Below are 15,323 nucleotides of genomic sequence, written 5' to 3' on the forward strand. Positions count from 1 at the left end.
CAGCCAATGGTGATCTGTCACCAGTGGAGTTTGAAAATTCTCAACTAAAGGTGTCCAGTTTTGGTTGACCAGAACAGGGTTAGCTCTTTGATGTGATCAACTTCTATTGACCTTATTTTTTTATGGCTACATAGTACCTGATAAATCATTATCACTTTGTTGCCACAGCATGTTGTGGCTATGAACAATATCAGTGGAGTCCACGCGTGGATATTCGGGCAAGAAAAAAACAATTTTTGGAAACATTGAAACTCACAGAAATTCAACACAAGGCTGTTAGCCTCGCAATAGATTGCTTAATTGAAAATGAATTACAAGATGAAGATACTCCACTAGTTGTAACTAGCTTCGATGGCTATTCACTGAAATGTGTGCTAAATGCAGTTAGAGCATTTTGCAACGATCAATATCCTCATTCACCTGACAACTATTTTGAGCCCAGCCTTTTAAACATTAATGGCCGTACAAGCGAAGATGCATGTTTAGACTTAATTCGCCAATTAAGGCGTGATTCGGGCATGCTGTATTGGGCTGATAGTTCAAATTGGTTTTCTAGCCTCCCTACGGGATTGTTTCATGTCATTGAGTTAAATTCTCAGAAGGCGACTCGAGGGTTGAATAACCAAAAAATACGAAATGAGATTCAAGTAAGGGAGTACACTGATGACCTTCTTTTGCCTGAAATGTTTGTAAACATTACTCATTCCAACCTAGAGGGAACAAAGGATATAAAGGTTGCTTATAATAAATTATACGATGAATGTCATGCAGGTTTGATCAGGGCCATCCCTGCTCCAGCGGGAGCGAAGTACGATGAAAAAATCACAATATGCTCACCTGATTGGCAAAAGCTTGCTTGTATTGCTATTCGTCGATATCAATCAAAGGAATGCAGTGATGGAATGGGTTGGGATATATCCGATGAAGGTTGGAACGATGTAACTGCACACCCATTTGTTGAAAGCTTACCTACTTTGGACGGCAGTGGATATAGAGACTGCTTAGTGGGACTTGTAACTATGAAATGCTTAGAAGGTGAAAATCCATCTCTGTCTACCGTTTGGATACACCCATTCTATCGACGCCGAGGCTTTTTGAAACGTCTATGGTCTGATCTGAAAGATGAATATGGAGACTTTAAGATTGAAGCGCCAAACTCAAACATGCAAGCATTTATAAAGGCAATGGATAAAAGCTCAATGGAATAGATACAAATTAGTAAATTCATTATTAATAGTAGTGACTTTTTGATCCCTTTTAAGTACTACATTGACGATTGACACCCTTGTTTTGAGCGCTATTTTTGGAGAGATATTTATGATAAAACCAAGCCATTTCTTAATACTTATTACCTTACTTTTGAATACGGGATATGTTTTTGCGCAAGCACCGTGGTATGAAGGGGGAAACTTGCATAAATCAAGCATTGTGGCTTGGAAAAATGCTTCTTATGAAAATAAACTTGCTACCTCGGCAGATTGGGCGATTGTTAGCCCTAGAATTAAGAATATTATTGAAAAAAGTGGAACAATGGATACAAATAAGACTTTTGCAAGGGAGCTTGTTACCTGTATAGACACAGCAACAGCAGCAGAGGATCTTTCAGGAGAAACCGTTGATATAGCTCTTTCTTGCATGGCCTTGATGGGGTGGCTTGAGTAGAATTTAATCCTCTAACTAAATAAGAGTTAACCGAAACCTTGACTGATTACAGTTTTGGTTCGGCAAGGTTAAAAAACTGGATGGTTATATAACCGCCAGTTTTTTACTGTGATTTAGTCGCGTCAAATATATCCCAGCTAATATGAACCATTAGTCTGTTTTCTGTTCAATATTTACCCGCTTGAATAACCTCCTCTAAGAGATTGAAAATAGCATAACCAGCCCCTCAATGTTTAAGCCTTACAATATCACCAGCTAATAACTTACCGAATTGAACGCACCAAAATGCGCTAGTCTCAACAAAATCCCCATTCTGACATTATGTGTAACGTGTTTTAGTGCAAATGCATTGAGGCATTAATTATCTGACGGTACTCAGATCGTGTGAGGGAACTGGGTTAGCGTAATGCCTGCATTTATGTCCTTCTCCCATTAACAGTAGCGTTACGGGAGCTCTACTCTTTTGCTGAACCAAGTTTAAGGTCGTCAGCGAACGCTGAGGAGCAAACCAAAAACGCTCGGTTTAACCAACGAGCCAACGGCCTAATAAGGCAAATTAACAACATTGACTGCGGTGACATCATTGAAGGGTTGCCGTCTAATTAAATCCAATTCTAGAGGTATGCAATAATGACCATGGTTACCGCACCACAACTTTCCTCCCTTTTTACGGGCTTTCAGGTTCATTTTACACGCGGGTTAAGCGCCGCTGCGCCGCAATATACCAAGATTGCCACCGTCATCAAATCAACGTCTAAAAGTAACAGTTATGGCTGGCTAGGCAAATTTCCATCACTGAAAAAATGGCTAGGTGAGCGCCAAATACTATCAATGACCGCGCATAGCTATCAAATTACCAATGAAGACTACGAAGCGACGGTGGGCGTAGATCGTAATGATATTGAAGATGACGAACTTGGCATTTACGAGCCTTTGTTTCAAGAAATGGGGCATTCCGCCGCGAACCACCCTGACGAGTTGGTGTTTGGTCTATTGTCAGCGGGATTTCATACACCCTGTTACGATGGCAAACCCTTCTTTGACCTTGCTCATCCCGTGGCTGAAAACGTGGATGGTACGGGGGCGATCATCGATACCGCCAATATGATAGTGGATCCTAATTATTTTGGTTTGCCTTGGTTTTTGCTGGATACGTCACGGGTCATCAAACCCATTATTTACCAAGAGCGCACGGCCCCGCAATTGGTCAAAATGGACAGCGCTGAAGATGAAGCCGTGTTCATGAAAAAAGAGTTTCGTTACGGCGTGGACAAACGCTGTGCGGTCGGGTTTGGTTTTTGGCAAATGGCTTTCGCGATGCAAAAACCACTGAACGCAGACTCGCTTTGGGAAGCCATTGAGGCGATGCGCGCCATTAAAGGCGATGGCGATAAGAAGCTAGGCATGAAAGCCACCACCTTAGTGGTGCCTGCTTCGCTTGAAAAAGAAGCTACCCGCTTACTCATGCGTAAACAGGATGCCAGTAGCTCGAACGAGCTAAATGGGCGGATTGAATTGCTGGTTGCTGATCACCTCTAACCCAAAAATAACGCCTTTAAAATACGGTTAAAGGCGCATTTAACACGGGTTTTAAAGGTCTTTTAGAGGAGTACAACCATGCCATCGAACCTTGAGCACCAAGCCGCCGAGCGCTTAACCCAAGATGAGAAAAAGGTAGCGCGGGCGCTGGGGCTAACTTATGCCGAGTATATCCAGCAACGAGAGGACATGGAGCCATTAGATGACGATTAAATCTGAACAAGCGGCGCGATGTCGCGCCAAGCGCTTAAACCGCACCAAGCGGATTGTATCAAGCAGCGTGAGAGCCGCTGCGTGTTTTGAAGTGTTTTTTAACAAAAAGAGAGCCAATCATGACTACAGTTGAACGCATTAATGCCTATAAAGCGGCATTAGCCGAAAAAAACGCCGCCAGTGCCGAATATGTTTTGCTACGTGATACCCGAGCGCCAGAATTAGAAGTGCGCGCCCAGCAAACCCGCCACACGGTGAATATGGCTGAGCAAACACTGGCAAGCACGTATGATGATGCCGCCTTTGCGCAGGCCAAAGCAGCACTTGAAGACGCAAAAGCCAGCGAACGTGATGCGCAGTTAATGCTGAATAACGTCAATACGCGACTTAAGAGCTTACAAGGAGTGGTGATACCGCAACTCACTGCCGCCCTAGAGCAAGCCAAAAAGAGCATGTGGCAAGCAAAATACGATGACATCTTTGCTGCATTACCCGCGCTACCCAATGACATTCAATTAGCCATTGAGCAACTTGCCGCGATCAAACTGAATGTTGACCCGTACACCACCACAATAATGGACGCAGGCCAAGCCATCACGGACAAATTTGGCAAGCCGGAGCAAAGCCAAATTGCCGCAATTGATGCTCAACTGCGCGTTGATATGGGGATTGCTAACTAATGTCGGTGTATTTGCCTCTTCAACAACAATATGACGTATCCAAGGGTGAAAAAGTGGGAGCCTTAGTGTTACATCAGTGCTATCAAATCACTCATCATCACTTTGGATTATCACCGCAAATCAGCGCTGCTTTTTCTGACATTGTGCTGAAGTCGCTCAGTGAAGTGGCATCAAAGCGTATCAATGTATTCGCTTCACTTTTGAAGATAAAGGCTGCATTGCGAAACAGCATGGTTATTGAAGAGGCCAAGACACACCCTAAGAAACTCATTGGTAAAAAATATAACGTGTGTGAAGCAACGGTATACAAGGTTGTTGCGACGCCAGAGCGCTATCAATCAGCTGTTTTGCTAACAAATGTAAGGAGTTTAACGTTGGATAATATTAGTGATTTAAAAGCTGCTGCGAGCGTAGAAAAGCATTTTTGGCCATCATCGTTAGTTGAAATGTCAGACGTGCTCTACGATGCATGTCGTCGACAATTAGCGTTACCAGAAAAACAAATAGAACAAATTGCTAACACTACGATCCTAGCCCTGTCGGCTTATTTTGGAGGCCGTACGTTCTATTTACCCACAGGTGAAAAGATAGAGAAAGCATTGCGAGATGACCTAATTTATCGGCTATCACTTGAACTGCCTATTGCTAATATTGGCGAAAAATTTGGGTTAAGTGATGCGTCCATTCACCAAATAGTCAAAAAACAAAAGCAAATCCGTAGCGCTATCCAGCTTACCTAATACCGTTTCCCGGAGTGTTAAAAACAAAGGCTAATCTATTGTGGTTAGCCTTTTTTATTATCCATTAGGGCACAGTCTGATTAACACCGATAGAAACCCGGTGAACACTCCGCAAAGTGGCACAGCCAATGGCAAGGTCAGGCAACTTAAGCGACAAATATAAGCAATTGGCTATGTTTCGATGACCTAAGACCCTGCACACGTTTTATCAAGTAATTGACCGCGAACTGCGCCTGTTTTAAATGGATGAGGTACAGCGATTAATACAGCAAGAGAAAGAAGCTATCTGAATAGGTGTTTTGATGGGATGGGTCAACCATTATATGGAATGGTTATAACTTGAATTATCGTGTCCTTAATCTTTATTTTTCGCGCTTTAGATCAATTTGTTGCATGAATGACGATTCTTTAGGTGATGAGTAAGCAGGTAATTTATGATTACCATTCGCTGTTGATTGCCCTTTGTGCCCTACAGTTGCTGTAAAGAGGAAAAATTACTGTGTTTAAGTTGTTGAATTTAATTGGTTTAAATTATTTTTTCTGAAGCGGTATATAATTGTTGTGTTTAGCGCTTTTCAAGTTAAAATGCCGAAAAATCAGCAGCGTGCCTACGTCTTGCTTGATGCCACACTGAGGCCAAATCTCAGGGCAAAATAACGTAATAAAATAGCCAGCAATAGCGCAAGCTAGGCTAACACTTCAACGCTATCCCGTTTGAAGTGTAAATAAAAATGACACGATTTATCATTCTTGGTGTGGGTGCATGCCAAGGTTATTTTGACAGCCCATTGGCATTATTCATCTTGAAATGAATAACCGACATGGCTACCCATTTGGAATATAGACTGTGACTGAGTATCAACCTCTTTTGCAACTCTCTGGGATCAGTAAAACGTTTGCCGACAACACGGTGCTCGACGCGTTAGATCTCACTATTTATGATGGTGAGTTCCTCACCTTATTAGGCCCCTCAGGCTGTGGTAAAACCACGGTACTGCGCATTATTGCAGGTTTTGAACAAGAAGATTGTGGCTCGGTCATGCTCGATCAGCAAAACCTTGCAGTACTTAAAGCTGAGCAGCGTCCGGTTAATACTGTGTTTCAAAGCTATGCTTTATTTCCTCATATGACGGTATATGAAAATGTTGCGTTTGGCTTAAAAATGCACAAGGTAGCGAAAGCTGAAATCAACACTCGTGTCGATGAAGCCCTACGCATGGTGCGCCTTGACAGTTTTGCCCAGCGTAAACCGCATCAATTATCTGGCGGCCAACAGCAGCGTGTTGCCATTGCTCGCGCGGTGGTTAACCGTCCACGTTTATTGTTATTGGATGAGTCCCTTAGTGCCCTTGACTACAAACTTCGTCAAGAAATGCAAATTGAGCTAAAACGCTTACAACGCCAATTGAACATCACTTTTGTTTATGTCACGCACGATCAAGAAGAAGCCTTGTCTATGTCAGATCGCATTGTGGTGCTTAACAAAGGCAAAGTGCAACAAATAGGAACACCGCGTGAAATCTACGAGAATCCCGCCAATTTGTTTGTCGCCCGTTTTATTGGTGAAATTAATCAATTTGATGGCCATGTGGTGCGTCGCATTGATAACGACCACGTAGAAGTGATCGCCGAAGGCGCTGATTGGGTAGTGAAAACCGATTATCCGTTTGCCGCGAATGACAAAGTTCATGTGCTACTTCGCCCCGAAGATGTGCGTTTAACTAAGCCTGATTTAGCCCTGAATACGGTGCACGTTGAAGGGCAAATTTATGAATGTAACTACAAAGGTAAAACCTTGGATTCTTACATTCGTTTAGCGTCGGGGACGAAAGTGATCGCCAGTGAATTTTTTGATGAAGATGATCCGGATTTTGACTATCGCTTAGAACAAAAAGTAGCGTTGCAATGGACGACAGGCTGGGAAGTGGTGTTGCCGTATGAAGATGCAAATTAATCAATTTCGGTTCTGGGCGATAGGCCTTGCCACTAGCTGGTTGGCTCTGTTCGTATTAGTGCCGAGTTTAATGGTATTAGTCACCAGCTTTTTAACCCGCGACCCAGATTTTTTAATTCGTTTTGAATTCAGTCTTGATGGCTGGCGCAGCGTGTTTGACCCAAGCTTTATAAGTTTGCTGTGGGACTCATTGTCGATGGCGCTGATCACGGCAAGTATTTGTTTGGCCATTGCTTATCCGTTTGTAATGTGTCTGATGAGCTTGCCAAGTAAATGGCGTCCGATCATCTTATTCTTATTAATCGTACCCTTTTGGACTAACTCGTTAGTGCGTATCTATGCCATTCAATACCTGCTGGGTAAGAAAGGTTTGATTAACGATGCCATGTTAGGGATAGGGCTGATTGATAAACCGTTAGACTTATTGTACACCCCGTTTGCGGTGATCTTTGGTCTGAGTTACATCTTACTGCCGTTTATGATCTTACCGATTTATTCGGCGATGGAAAAACTAGACTTACGTTTATTGGATGCGGCCAAAGATTTAGGTGCCAACGCCGCGCAACGGCTATGGCGGATCACCTTGCCGCTCACCTTGCCAGGCATTGTTGCGGGCAGTTTGATGGTGATTTTACCGGCCATGGGCATGTTTTTTGTCGCCGATTTATTGGGTGGCTCGAAACACGCATTACTGGGTAACGTGATAAAAAATCAATTTATTCAAACCCGAGATTGGCCGTTTGGCGCAGCCCTAAGTGTACTAATGATATTACTGCTTTCATTTATGCTTTGGCTGTATTACCGAGCCACTAAGTTGTCTAACCGTCAAGGGGGCATTAATGACTCGGATTTTTAAATTAAGCTTTATTGGCTTAGTGCTGTTTTATGTTTACAGCCCGATTTTTGTCTTAATGGTGAACTCGGTAAATGGCTCTCGATATGGCAATAAATGGCAAGGGTTTACCTTTAAATGGTACGAAAAGTTATTTGAAAACGATGCCTTGATGCAAGCTGCTTGGCACTCATTGGTTGTTGGTATCACCAGTGCCACTGCGGCCACCGTAATTGGTACGTTAGCAGCGGTGGCATTGCAGCGGTATCGTTTTTACGGCAAAGGCGCAGTATCGTCTTTAGTGTTTGTCAGCATGTTAACGCCTGATATCGTGATGGCCATTGCGCTGCTGATCTTATTTGTCACCTTAGGGATAGAGCTTGGCTATATTTCCCTATTGATAGCGCACATTACTTTCTGCTTACCGTTTGTGATCATTAGTGTGTTCTCAAGGCTTAAGGGTTTAGACATGTCGGTCACCGAAGCCGCGCTAGATTTGGGCGCTAATGAGTGGCAAGTGTTTAGCAAAATTATCCTGCCTATGATTTTGCCAGCAGTGGCATCGGGTTGGTTACTCAGTTTCACCTTATCAATTGATGATGTGATTGTTAGCGCCTTTGTCACCGGGCCGGGCTATGAAATATTACCGTTAAAAGTGTATTCCATGGTGCGGGTCGGTGTGTCGCCAGAGGTCAATGCCATTTCTACCTTGCTGTTTGTTGGCTCGGTAGTCTTAATCGTTATTTCACAGCTATTACTGCGCTACAAGCGTAAATAGTGATGCTTAAATATACTTTTGCAATCATTTGCGTATAAAGGAACAAACAAATGAATAAATGGTTAACACTTGCAGCGGCAACGCTGATGAGTTTTTCTGCAGTAGCAGCTGAAAAAGTAGTGTTATACAACTGGGCTGATTACATTCCCGATACCGTTTTAAAGCAATTTACTAAAGAAACGGGCATTGAAGTGGAAGTGGCGACGTTTGACAGTAATGAGTCAATGTTTGCTAAGTTACAGTTATTAAAAGGGAAAGGTTACGATCTTACAATTCCGACCACGTTTTTTATCGAGCGTATGAAACGTGCCGATCTGATCCAGCCCATTGATAAGTCTAAATTAACAAATTTTGGTAACTTAGAGCCAAACTTACTTAATCAATCATACGACCCTAATAACCAATACAGTGTGCCATACCTTTGGGGCAGCACGGCGATCACCGTTAACACTGACGAAATTGACCCCAAAACTATTACTAAGTGGGCCGATTTATGGAAGCCTGAGTACAAAGGTCAAATTTTATTGCTAGACGATGTCCGTGACATCTTTTTAATGGCATTAAAAGTGAAAGGTTTTGAAAACAATACCCGTAACGAAGATGAAATTCGTCAAGCATACGAGCTGTTGGTTGATTTACTGCCAAATGTAAAACTATTCTTGTCTGATTCACCAAAAGGTCCACTGATCCAAGGCAATGTGCCCATGGGCGTGATGTGGAACGGTGAAGCTTATATGGCACAAGTTGAAATGGATACCGTTGCATATATCTACCCAGAAGAAGGCGCAACGCTGTGGGTTGATAGCTTTGTTATTCCAAAAGGCGCAGCCAATGTCGAAGGTGCCCATAAGTTTATCGACTTTGTACTGCGCCCAGAAATAGGCAAAATCATTATCGAAGAAATTGGTTACTCAACACCAAACAAAGCAACGGTGCCGCTGTTAAGTGAAGAGCTACGTAATAATCCGATGGTGGTGCCACCGGCTGAAGTACTTGAAAAAGGCAGCTTCCATAACGACCTTGGCGATGCTAACGCGATTTATGAGAAATACTGGCAAATGCTGAAACAAAAGCAATCCTAACTAATGAGTTATCAATGCAAACCGGCCAAATACGGCCGGTTTTTTTGTGTGGGCGAAAAAGCGAAAACTAATCTTTTTCTTGCTTTAGGGTTAATTGACCATCTAAATGCACATCACGTTGCGGGAAGGCAATGACAATATTATGTTCATTAAATAGCTCATAAATTCGAAAGCGGATATTACTGCGAATCATCCTTAAATCGGTTTCTGAATGGGCACAAATCCAAAACACGGCGTCAAAAATTAAAGCATTATCACCAAAGTCCTCAAAAATAACCGAAGCGACTGGTTGCTTGAGAATTTCTTTTCTTTCGTTCAAAACTTGTTGTATCAGCTTGGCGACTAACACCACATCTTCGCCATAGGCGACGCCGACACGAACGGTTGAGCGCGCGTTATTATCAATCAAGGTCCAGTTTGTCACTGTATTTTCAAGCAATTGGCTGTTAGGCACTAACATATGCACACCATCATTACGGCGGATCAGGGTCGAGCGAGTATTAATACTCTCAACCACACCGCGCGCTTCACCCACTTCGAGAAAATCACCAATGCGAATGGGGCGCTCCCACATTAAAATCCAGCCACTGATGAAGTTATTAATGATGTTTTGTGCGCCAAAGCCAACGCCAATGGCAATCGCACCCGAAACGAAAGCAAAGGCTGTGAGGGGAATATTGAGCACCTCTAAACTGGTGATCACTAAAATAGTAATGGTGAGCACGAGATAAATCCGAGAAAACAAATGCACTGCATCAGGGCTAACATTACGTGCTTGAAGTGCTTTTCGGATCAGTCTGCCTAAGCGGCTAACTAAGTACCAAGTCAACACGAGTAAACAAGGTACAAGCATTAACTGAGCCACTGTGATAGGGCTACCGCTATAGTTAAATAGCACAAAAGACAGTGCGTTTTTGACCAGTTCTAAGTCCATATTGATTCTCTCTCGATGACATAATCGACTAAGTTGTATATACCCAATCAACTTGAAGATGCCTATTCAGCTTTAGCTGCTTTTATTGTCAGATCCATGAAAGGGCAAATAATCACCAATCACTCACTTTATTGTTCAATTTAATAGTATATGGTTATAGCTGACAATTTATTTTATTTAAGTCAAGGAATAACATGGGTTCGAATCATATAGAAGTGCGTCATCTAAGCAAAGCTGACATGGAAGAACTAAGAAATGCATGCGCGGACGTTTACCCTGTAGAAGAGCTAAATGCATGGGATGAAAAAGCCTTAGATGCATTGCTCACCCGTTTCCCTAAAGGTCAAATATGTATTTGCGTGGACGGTAAAGTGGTTGGGTGCGCATTTTCACTGATAATTAATTACAGCAAATTTGGTGATGATCATACTTATGATGAAATTACCTCAAAGATGACGTTTACCCACCACGACCCCGATGGCGATGTGTTATATGGCATTGAAGTTTTTATTCACCCAGAATACCGAGGCATGCGTTTAGCTCGGCGGTTGTATGGCGCACGTAAAGAATTATGCGAAAACCTCAATTTACGAGCGATTGTGGCTGGCGGTCGGATGCCAGGTTACAGCAAAGTTGCAGATAAAATGACGGCTAAGGAATACATTGAAAAAGTTAAGGTAAAAGAAATACACGATCCGGTTTTAAGCTTTCAGTTGGCAAATGATTTTCATGTTCGGAAATTATTACAAAACTACCTTGCCGGCGACGTTGAATCCCATGAATACGCCACGCTTATCGAGTGGCCAAACATTTACTACACCCGCTCGGTTAAACTGATTAATGCGCCAAAGTCGGAGGTGCGTTTAGGCTTGGTGCAATGGCAAATGCGACAAATGTCTGGCTTGGAAGACTTATTTGAACAAGCCGAATTCTTTGTCGACGCTGTATCCGATTATGAAAGTGATTTTATCCTATTCCCCGAGTTGTTTAATGCACCATTAATGGCGCAGTTTCATCACTTAAGTATTCCTGAAACCATTCGTAAATTGGCTGAGTTTACTGAAGCCATTCGTGACAAGTTTGTTGAATTTGCGATTAAGTACAACATCAATATTATTACTGGCAGTATGCCATTTCTAAATGGCACTGAGCTCTATAACTCGGGCTTTTTATGTCGCCGAGATGGTACATGGGAGCGCTACGATAAAATACATATCACACCGTCAGAAGACCGAAACTGGATCATGACGGGTGGACAAAATATCCGAGTGTTTGATACCGACTGCGGCAAAATTGGCATCATGATTTGTTACGATGTTGAATTTCCAGAGTACGCAAGGCTACTGGCAGATCAGGGTATGAATATATTATTCGTGCCCTTTTTGACTGACACGCAAAATGGCTATACCCGTGTGCGACATTGCGCGATGGCTAGGGCGATTGAAAATGAGTGTTATGTGGCTATTGCTGGTGCGGTGGGTAACTTGGCTAAGGTTAACAACATGGATATTCAATATGCACAATCTGCTTTGTTTACACCATCGGACTTTGCGTTCCCAAATACCGGGATCAAAGCCGAAGCGACACCCAATTCAGAAATGAGCGTCATTGTGGATGTCAATCTCGATTTGCTTAAAGCCTTACACAGTCATGGCAGCGTAACCACCATGAAAGATCGCCGTCATGATTTGTATTCACTGACCTTAAACAAAAAAGTAACCTAATTTATTTAAGGCATTTAGTCTTGTGTTACTTGCAGCCAGTCTTTTTTGGCTGGCTTGTTTACTTAGTAAGCCGTGGCATGGTGCAATAGATTATTAAGGAAACCACTTGAGTTGAATAAAAAATGACAACAACCACTATTGTAAATGTACCTGGCTACACCAATGCTGGGCCGCAACATTGGCAAACCATCATCGAAAACAAATACCGCAATGTGGTGCGGGTGCAGCAAGACAATTGGGAAAACCCCGTCCGAGAGCAATGGATCATGGGAGTCAATAACACCGTCAGCCAGATAGAAGGTAATGTCATTCTGGTAGGGCACAGTTGCGGTGCGGTTGCCATCGCCCAATGGGCTTTACAATATGCGAAAACGAACGTTTATGAAGGTAGCAATGTAAACGGCAGTAAGGTGATTGGCGCTTTACTGGTTGCGCCAGCGGATATTGACGCAGACTCTGCCATTAAGCCTATTCAAGTACAGCGTCCGTTGCCGAAAGAACAGCTACCATTTTCGACTATTTTAGCCTACAGCGACAATGACGATCATACGGCACTTGAGCGCAGCTTATGGATGGTTGACCAGTGGGGTAGTCAGGGCGTGTTATTTAAAGGCGCCAGTCATTTTCATACTGAAGCAGGTTTTGGAGAATGGCTTGCGGGTGAGGCCATGATAAATAAGCTGGCAGGAGCTGATGTGCTGATCCCGAGATAGCAGAGACGGCCAGCTTAATACTAAAAGATAATTAATGATCTATTCTAAACTTGTAAGCGTAGCATGTACTTAACTTGAAATTGGTTGAAGACTGCATCGTTAGCATGTGGTGCTGTTATCGCAACGTAAAATGCGACGAAGACCGAAGCAACTGACTGAACAATCAATATTATGATAGGGAGACAGTAAATGACAGAATCAGGTAAATGTCCATTTAATCATGCCGCGGGTGGCGGTACGCAAAATAAAGATTGGTGGCCAAACCAGCTTAATCTCAACATTCTTCATCAGCATTCTTCTTTATCCAATCCGATGGATCCTAAATTTGACTATGCCAAAGCATTTAACAGTTTAGATATCGAAGCACTTCGAGCCGATCTTTATGCATTAATGACCGATTCCCAAGCATGGTGGCCTGCTGATTATGGCCATTATGGCCCATTCTTTATTCGTATGGCCTGGCACAGTGCGGGCACTTATCGCACGGCAGATGGTCGTGGCGGTGCGGGCTCTGGCTCACAACGTTTTGCGCCGTTAAACAGCTGGCCAGATAATGGCAATTTAGATAAAGCGCGACGCTTGCTATGGCCCATTAAGCAAAAATATGGCAATAAAATTTCGTGGGCCGACCTAATGATTTTTGCCGGTAACTGCGCTTTAGAGTCCATGGGTTTTAAAACATTTGGTTTTGCTGGTGGCCGAGTAGATGTTTGGGAGCCAGAGCAAGATATCTATTGGGGCACCGAAGGCACTTGGTTAGATGACAAACGTTATCACGGTGATCGTGAGCTAGAAAATCCATTAGCAGCGGTACAAATGGGACTTATCTACGTTAATCCAGAAGGTCCAAATGGTGAGCCTGATCCCCTTGGCTCAGCGCGTGATATTCGCGACACATTTGCTCGCATGGCAATGAATGATGAAGAGACCGTTGCCTTAATCGCTGGTGGCCATACTTTTGGTAAAACCCATGGCGCGGGTGATCCTGCACAAGTAGGTCCAGAGCCTGAAGCTGCAGGATTAGCCGAGCAAGGCTTTGGATGGAAAAATAGTCAAGGCACGGGTAAGGGGGTTGACACTATAACCAGTGGTCTTGAAGGCGCTTGGACGCCCAATCCAATAGTCTGGGATAATGGTTATTTTGATACGTTATTCGGTTATGAGTGGGAAAAAGTAAAAAGCCCAGCGGGTGCGGTGCAATGGGCCCCGAAAGATGGCGCGGGCGCGGGTAGTGTACCTGATGCTCACGATCCTACTCGTCGTCATGCCCCAATGATGGCAACGTCTGACATTGCGTTGCGCGAAGACCCGATTTATAGAGAAATATCAAAACGTTTTCACCAGCACCCAGAGCAACTTGCCGATGCATTTGCGCGCGCATGGTATAAGCTGACTCATCGTGATATGGGGCCAAAATCTCGCGCTTTAGGGCCTTTAGTACCAGATGAAACCATGCTCTGGCAAGACCCGATCCCTGAGCAAACTTATGCGCTGGTTAATGATCAAGACATTACGCAACTGAGTAAAAAAATACTGGCGTCTGGATTATCAATTTCTGAGCTTGTTACCACTGCGTGGGCCTCGGCATCAACCTTTCGCGGATCAGATATGCGTGGTGGTGCCAACGGTGCGCGCATTCGTCTTGCGCCACAAAAAGATTGGCCTGTTAATCAACCTCAGCAATTAACTAAAGTGCTCACCGCGCTCACAGCAATACAAACTGACTTTAATCAAAAGCAAACCAGCGCTAAACAAGTTTCCCTAGCGGATTTAATTGTACTTGGCGGCGCGGTTGCCATTGAGCAAGCAGCTAAAAACGCGGGTGTTGACATCACGGTTCCTTTTACACCTGGACGTACCGATGCGTCACAGCAGCAAACCGATGTTGAATCATTTGCTGTGCTTGAGCCGATTGCAGATGGTTTTAGAAATTATTTAAAACAAGCCTATTCGGTACCTGCTGAAAAGCTGTTACTTGACAAGGCCCAGCTCCTTACCTTAACGGCACCAGAAATGACAGTGTTAGTGGGGGGCTTACGCGTACTAAATATTAATACCGAGCAATCGTCCCTTGGCGTTTTTACTCATCAGCAAGACATGTTAAGTAATGACTTTTTCCTCAACTTACTGGATATGAACATTGAGTGGAAACCTGTGGATGCGGCTGAAAACACCTTTACGGGATATGATCGTAATAGTGGTCAAGTAGTGTGGCAAGGTAGCCGAGTTGATCTGGTGTTTGGCTCAAACTCTCAACTACGCGCGATTGCCGAAGTCTATGCCTGCAGTGATTCACATCTTCGCTTTGTTGAAGACTTTGTCGCAGCCTGGACTAAAGTAATGGATCTCGATCGGTTTGACTTAGCCTAATCGTTTTAAATGTTAGTATTCAATAGCCCTGCTTTCATTACTGATTGCAGGGCTTTTTTCCTACAGACTGGCTTGAGACAGGTTGAGTTTTTAGTGCTCAAT

At 43.6% G+C, this 15,323-nt stretch carries 15 protein-coding genes; 14 read left to right on the top strand and 1 reads right to left on the bottom strand.

The window, feature by feature from the left end; translation table 11 throughout:
- Positions 1-206 precede the first annotated feature (206 nt).
- The 11 genes from Q4519_RS16965 (at position 207) to Q4519_RS17015 (ending at position 9,480) form a co-directional block, all read left to right on the top strand.
- On the top strand, positions 207-1,208 hold the full coding sequence (locus Q4519_RS16965; protein WP_303514296.1) for a hypothetical protein: 1,002 nt from the start codon (positions 207-209) through the stop codon (positions 1,206-1,208).
- Between the two features lie 109 nt (positions 1,209-1,317).
- The gene (locus Q4519_RS16970) at positions 1,318-1,662 is read left to right on the top strand and encodes a hypothetical protein (RefSeq protein ID WP_303514298.1); all 345 of its coding nucleotides are present in this window, start codon (positions 1,318-1,320) and stop codon (positions 1,660-1,662) included.
- A gap of 630 nt (positions 1,663-2,292) precedes the next feature.
- Positions 2,293-3,201, top strand: a complete 909-nt coding sequence (locus Q4519_RS16975) for a Mu-like prophage major head subunit gpT family protein (RefSeq protein ID WP_303514300.1) — start codon at positions 2,293-2,295, stop codon at positions 3,199-3,201.
- Positions 3,202-3,279: 78 nt separating this feature from the next.
- Positions 3,280-3,414 carry a hypothetical protein gene (locus tag Q4519_RS16980; protein WP_303514302.1) on the top strand — a complete coding sequence of 45 codons (135 nt, stop codon included), beginning with the start codon at positions 3,280-3,282 and terminating at the stop codon, positions 3,412-3,414.
- Positions 3,404-3,547 carry a hypothetical protein gene (locus Q4519_RS16985; protein WP_303514304.1) on the top strand — a complete coding sequence of 48 codons (144 nt, stop codon included), beginning with the start codon at positions 3,404-3,406 and terminating at the stop codon, positions 3,545-3,547. The genes Q4519_RS16980 and Q4519_RS16985 overlap by 11 nt, the downstream gene beginning before the upstream one ends.
- Positions 3,534-4,094 (top strand): hypothetical protein, encoded by a 561-nt coding sequence (locus Q4519_RS16990; protein ID WP_303514306.1) that lies wholly within the window; start codon positions 3,534-3,536, stop codon positions 4,092-4,094. The genes Q4519_RS16985 and Q4519_RS16990 overlap by 14 nt, the downstream gene beginning before the upstream one ends.
- A complete protein-coding gene (locus Q4519_RS16995; protein WP_303514308.1) occupies positions 4,094-4,834 on the top strand; it encodes a Mor transcription activator family protein in 741 nt (246 codons plus the stop codon). The genes Q4519_RS16990 and Q4519_RS16995 overlap by 1 nt, the downstream gene beginning before the upstream one ends.
- 847 nt (positions 4,835-5,681) lie before the next feature.
- Positions 5,682-6,788 carry a spermidine/putrescine ABC transporter ATP-binding protein PotA gene (gene potA / locus Q4519_RS17000; protein WP_303514311.1) on the top strand — a complete coding sequence of 369 codons (1,107 nt, stop codon included), beginning with the start codon at positions 5,682-5,684 and terminating at the stop codon, positions 6,786-6,788.
- Positions 6,772-7,644, top strand: a complete 873-nt coding sequence (gene potB, locus Q4519_RS17005) for a spermidine/putrescine ABC transporter permease PotB (protein WP_232803784.1) — start codon at positions 6,772-6,774, stop codon at positions 7,642-7,644. The genes potA and potB overlap by 17 nt, the downstream gene beginning before the upstream one ends.
- A complete protein-coding gene (potC, locus tag Q4519_RS17010; protein WP_303514313.1) occupies positions 7,628-8,398 on the top strand; it encodes a spermidine/putrescine ABC transporter permease PotC in 771 nt (256 codons plus the stop codon). The genes potB and potC overlap by 17 nt, the downstream gene beginning before the upstream one ends.
- 50 nt (positions 8,399-8,448) lie before the next feature.
- Positions 8,449-9,480 carry an extracellular solute-binding protein gene (locus Q4519_RS17015; RefSeq protein WP_232803782.1) on the top strand — a complete coding sequence of 344 codons (1,032 nt, stop codon included), beginning with the start codon at positions 8,449-8,451 and terminating at the stop codon, positions 9,478-9,480.
- A gap of 67 nt (positions 9,481-9,547) precedes the next feature.
- On the opposite strand, the gene Q4519_RS17020 is transcribed toward Q4519_RS17015, so the two are convergent.
- Positions 9,548-10,414, bottom strand: coding sequence for a mechanosensitive ion channel family protein (locus Q4519_RS17020; RefSeq protein ID WP_232803781.1), 867 nt, complete (start codon positions 10,412-10,414; stop codon positions 9,548-9,550).
- A 194-nt stretch (positions 10,415-10,608) separates the two neighbouring features.
- On the opposite strand from Q4519_RS17020, the gene Q4519_RS17025 reads away from it, so the two are divergent.
- From Q4519_RS17025 to katG, 3 genes are all read left to right on the top strand, one after another.
- Entirely contained in the window at positions 10,609-12,138 is a 1,530-nt protein-coding gene (locus tag Q4519_RS17025) for a bifunctional GNAT family N-acetyltransferase/carbon-nitrogen hydrolase family protein (protein ID WP_232803780.1), read from the top strand.
- Between the two features lie 122 nt (positions 12,139-12,260).
- On the top strand, positions 12,261-12,851 hold the full coding sequence (locus Q4519_RS17030; protein WP_232803779.1) for an alpha/beta hydrolase: 591 nt from the start codon (positions 12,261-12,263) through the stop codon (positions 12,849-12,851).
- A 189-nt stretch (positions 12,852-13,040) separates the two neighbouring features.
- The gene (gene katG, locus Q4519_RS17035) at positions 13,041-15,221 is read left to right on the top strand and encodes a catalase/peroxidase HPI (protein ID WP_303514319.1); all 2,181 of its coding nucleotides are present in this window, start codon (positions 13,041-13,043) and stop codon (positions 15,219-15,221) included.
- Positions 15,222-15,323: the final 102 nt, after the last annotated feature.

It is taken from the genome of Motilimonas sp. 1_MG-2023, from assembly GCF_030547455.1.
In the GTDB taxonomy this organism is placed as follows: domain Bacteria; phylum Pseudomonadota; class Gammaproteobacteria; order Enterobacterales; family CBDFNC01; genus Motilimonas.